The sequence below is a fragment of the Kitasatospora sp. NPDC036993 genome, assembly GCF_055607525.1.
Genome location: NZ_JBVJRP010000016.1, coordinates 129,743 through 132,899, shown reverse-complemented (window position 1 = coordinate 132,899; position 3,157 = coordinate 129,743). Strand labels below are relative to the sequence as shown.

Sequence of the window (3,157 nt, the reverse complement as noted above, 5' to 3'; positions counted from 1 at the left end):
GGGGTGGCGCGGGTAGGGGGTGGGGTTCTGGAGAGGGGAGAGGCCCCGGCCCCACACCGGGGCCGGCCCCCGCCACCGGGAGGTCAGCGCGCGCTGGCCTCGTGGACGAAGGCGACGAGGCGGCTGAGCGCGTCCGGGTCCATGGACGGCAGCACGCCGTGGCCGAGGTTGAAGATGTGGCCGCTGATGCCGAGCGCCTGGGCGGCGTGCAGCACCTCGCGGGCCTTGGTCTCCACGACCCTGGTGGGCGCGAACAGCACCGCCGGGTCGAGGTTGCCCTGGAGGCCCTTGCCCGGGCCGACCCGCTCGGCGGCGACGTTCAGCGGCACCCGCCAGTCGACCCCGACGATGTCCGCGCCGGCCTGGCCCATCAGGCCGAGCAGCTCACCGGTGCCGACACCGAAGTGGATCCGCGGCACGCCGTACCCGGCGACGGCGTCGAAGACCTTGGTGCTCGACGGCATCACCGAGCGGCGGTAGTCGTCCGGCGCGAGCGCGCCGACCCAGGAGTCGAACAGCTGGACCGCCGACGCGCCGGCCTCGATCTGCACCTTGAGGAAGGCCGAGGTGATGTCCGCGAGCCGGTCCACCAGGGCGGCCCACAGCTCGGGCTGCCCGTACATCATGGCCTTGGTGTTCTCGTGGTTCTTGGACGGCCCGCCCTCGACCAGGTAGCTGGCCAGCGTGTACGGCGCGCCGGCGAAGCCGATCAGCGGGGTCTCGCCGAGCTCGTCCACCAGCAGGCCGACGGCCTCGGTGATGTAGGGGACGTCGTCCGGCTCCAGCGGGCGCAGCCGCTTCAGGTCCTCGACGGTGCGGATCGGGTCGGCGATGACCGGGCCGACGCCGGGCTTGATGTCGACGTCGATGCCGACGGCCTTGAGCGGCACCACGATGTCGCTGAAGAAGATCGCCGCGTCCACCTTGTGCCGGCGCACCGGCTGGAGGGTGATCTCCTTGACCAGCTCGGGCCGCATGCAGGACTCCAGCATGGGGATGCCCTCGCGGACCTTCAGGTACTCGGGCAGCGAGCGGCCGGCCTGGCGCATGAACCACACCGGCGTGTGCGGCACCGGCTCGTGCCGGCAGGCGCGCAGGAACGCGGAGTCGTGCGCGGCGCCGCGGCGCGCGGGAGTGGTCGGGCCGTCGTGGGTGGCCGCCGTCGTGTCTGCCGTAGTCTCGCTCACGCCTCAAATCTTCGCACGCGCCCCGAGCCCGGTTTCCCGGCCGGGCTCGTCGGTTCCTCCAAGATCTGTCGGGTTTGCCGTTCCGGCACGCCGCTGGGAGAGAAGTTGCGGCGATAACCCCGTTCTTCGACCTAGTCTTCGAGGCATGGCAGCGGTCGGAGGGCACCCCGCACAGGGTGGCGGAGCAGGTGGCGGAACGGGTCGCGAGGGGGCGCCGAGCGAGTTCCGGGCGGCGGTGGCGGCCCTGGACGGGGCCAGGCTGCGGCCCGAGGTGCAGCTCTCCCCCGCGCCGGCGCCGCGCCGGCTCGCCCCGCACTCGTTCGCGGTGACCGCCTCGGTCGAGGTGGACGGCGAGGAGCTGGCGGACGGCCGGCTGGTGCTGCTGTACGACCCGGCCGGGCAGGAGGCCTGGAACGGGGAGTTCCGGGTGGTCACGATGACCAGGGCCGAGCTGGAGCCGGAGATGGCCGGCGACCCGATGCTCTCCGAGGTCGGCTGGGCCTGGCTGCTGGACGCCCTCCAGGCGCACGGCGCCGGGTACGCGGAGCCGTCCGGCACGGTGACCCTCTGCTCCTCCCAGTACTTCGGCGGCCTGGCGGACCGCCCGTCCTCGACCGAGGTCGAGATCCGGGCCTCCTGGACCCCGGCCGACGGCCGCTTCGAGCGACACCTGGCGGCCTGGACGGACCTGCTGTGCATCAGTGCCGGCCTGCCGCCGGCCGCCCCGGCCCCGCAGGGACCCGCCGAGGTTCCTTCACTCGGTGGAGTGGTTCCGATGCCGGCCCGGCGACGCCCCCGGTCGCACTGACGGGTGGTGTCGCCGGCCCGACGGCACCCGACGGCCGTACGCCACCCCCAGGGCTGACGGAGTGTGACTTCCGACCCGCTCTACGTCAATTCACCGGTCGATACCGACCGATCAGCGCCGAATCTGATCGATTTTGTGCGAATACCAGGCATGTCGCATCAATCATTTGCGCGATTTGTCCGTATTGTTACTCACTAGATCGTGATCTTTCGCTAAAGCCGGGCACGGTTGCTGCCGAAGCAGACTGTGACCCTTTCCGAACGCGGAACACTCCGACCGCCCCCATCGGGGTTCCGTCCGCCACTCCCCGCAGGAGGCCTGGTGTCGGTCCTTCTTGAGCACCCCGCAAACGTGGTCGCCTACCGGCCGACCAAGCCCACCGCCATGGTGGTCATCGCCGATCCCCGTGTCCGAAACACCGTCACCCGCCACCTGTGGGCCCTCGGCGTCCGGGACGTGATCGAGGTGTCCTCGATCGCCGAGGCCCGTCCCCGGGTCTCCACACCGCGCGACATCTGTGTCGCCGACGTACATCTTCCCGACGGCTCCGGGCTGACCATCCTCGCCGAGACCCGCGCCGCGGGCTGGCCCAACGGCCTGGCACTGTCCGCGGCCGACGACATCGGCGCGGTCCGCAGCGCACTGGCCGGAGGCGTCAAGGGCTACGTGGTGACCGGCACCCGGACGAACGTCGCGATGCCGGGCCGCCCCGGGATGCCGCTCGGTGCCGCCGGGCTGGCCGGCCGGATGCGCCGCCCGGGGATGCCGGGCATGCCGGGCGCGGCCGGTGCGCCGGGCGCCCCCGGAGCCCCCGGAGCGCCGGGCGCGCAGCAGGCCGCGTACCGCGAGCTGTCGGGCCGTGAGGTCGAGGTGCTGCGGCTGGTCGCCGAGGGTCAGTCCAACAAGGCGATCGGCGTGGCGATGGGCCTGTCGGCGCTCACCGTGAAGAGCCACCTCGCCCGGATCGCCCGCAAGCTGGGCACCGGCGACCGCGCCGGAATGGTCGCGGTCGCGCTGCGCACCGGCATCATTCACTGATCCGGGCGCTCCGGACCGCTGCGGGGGGGGAGTGGGGGTGTGGTCCCCCCGGCGGGGCCAGAACCCGACCCGAAGAGCGGGAGGGGTGGGTCGGGAGGGGTTCTCTCCCAGCTTCGTACGGTAC

General features: G+C 72.5%; 3 protein-coding genes. 2 read left to right on the top strand and 1 reads right to left on the bottom strand.

The features are described from left to right. Positions 1–83 precede the first annotated feature (83 nt). Positions 84–1,187: a uroporphyrinogen decarboxylase gene (gene hemE, locus ACZ7C5_RS29425; RefSeq protein ID WP_470323790.1), complete on the bottom strand. Its 1,104-nt coding sequence runs from the start codon at positions 1,185–1,187 to the stop codon at positions 84–86. A gap of 145 nt (positions 1,188–1,332) precedes the next feature. On the opposite strand from hemE, the gene ACZ7C5_RS29420 reads away from it, so the two are divergent. Further along, positions 1,333–1,995 carry a DUF3000 domain-containing protein gene (locus ACZ7C5_RS29420; protein WP_188295146.1) on the top strand — a complete coding sequence of 221 codons (663 nt, stop codon included), beginning with the start codon at positions 1,333–1,335 and terminating at the stop codon, positions 1,993–1,995. A gap of 321 nt (positions 1,996–2,316) precedes the next feature. Then, positions 2,317–3,033 (top strand): response regulator transcription factor, encoded by a 717-nt coding sequence (locus tag ACZ7C5_RS29415; protein WP_049651279.1) that lies wholly within the window; start codon positions 2,317–2,319, stop codon positions 3,031–3,033. Positions 3,034–3,157: the final 124 nt, after the last annotated feature.

Excerpts from the sequence above, each read along its gene's own strand:
- ACZ7C5_RS29420 (WP_188295146.1), top strand. The coding sequence starts at position 1,333 with ATGGCAGCGGTCGGAGGGCACCCCGCACAGGGTGGCGGAGCAGGTGGC.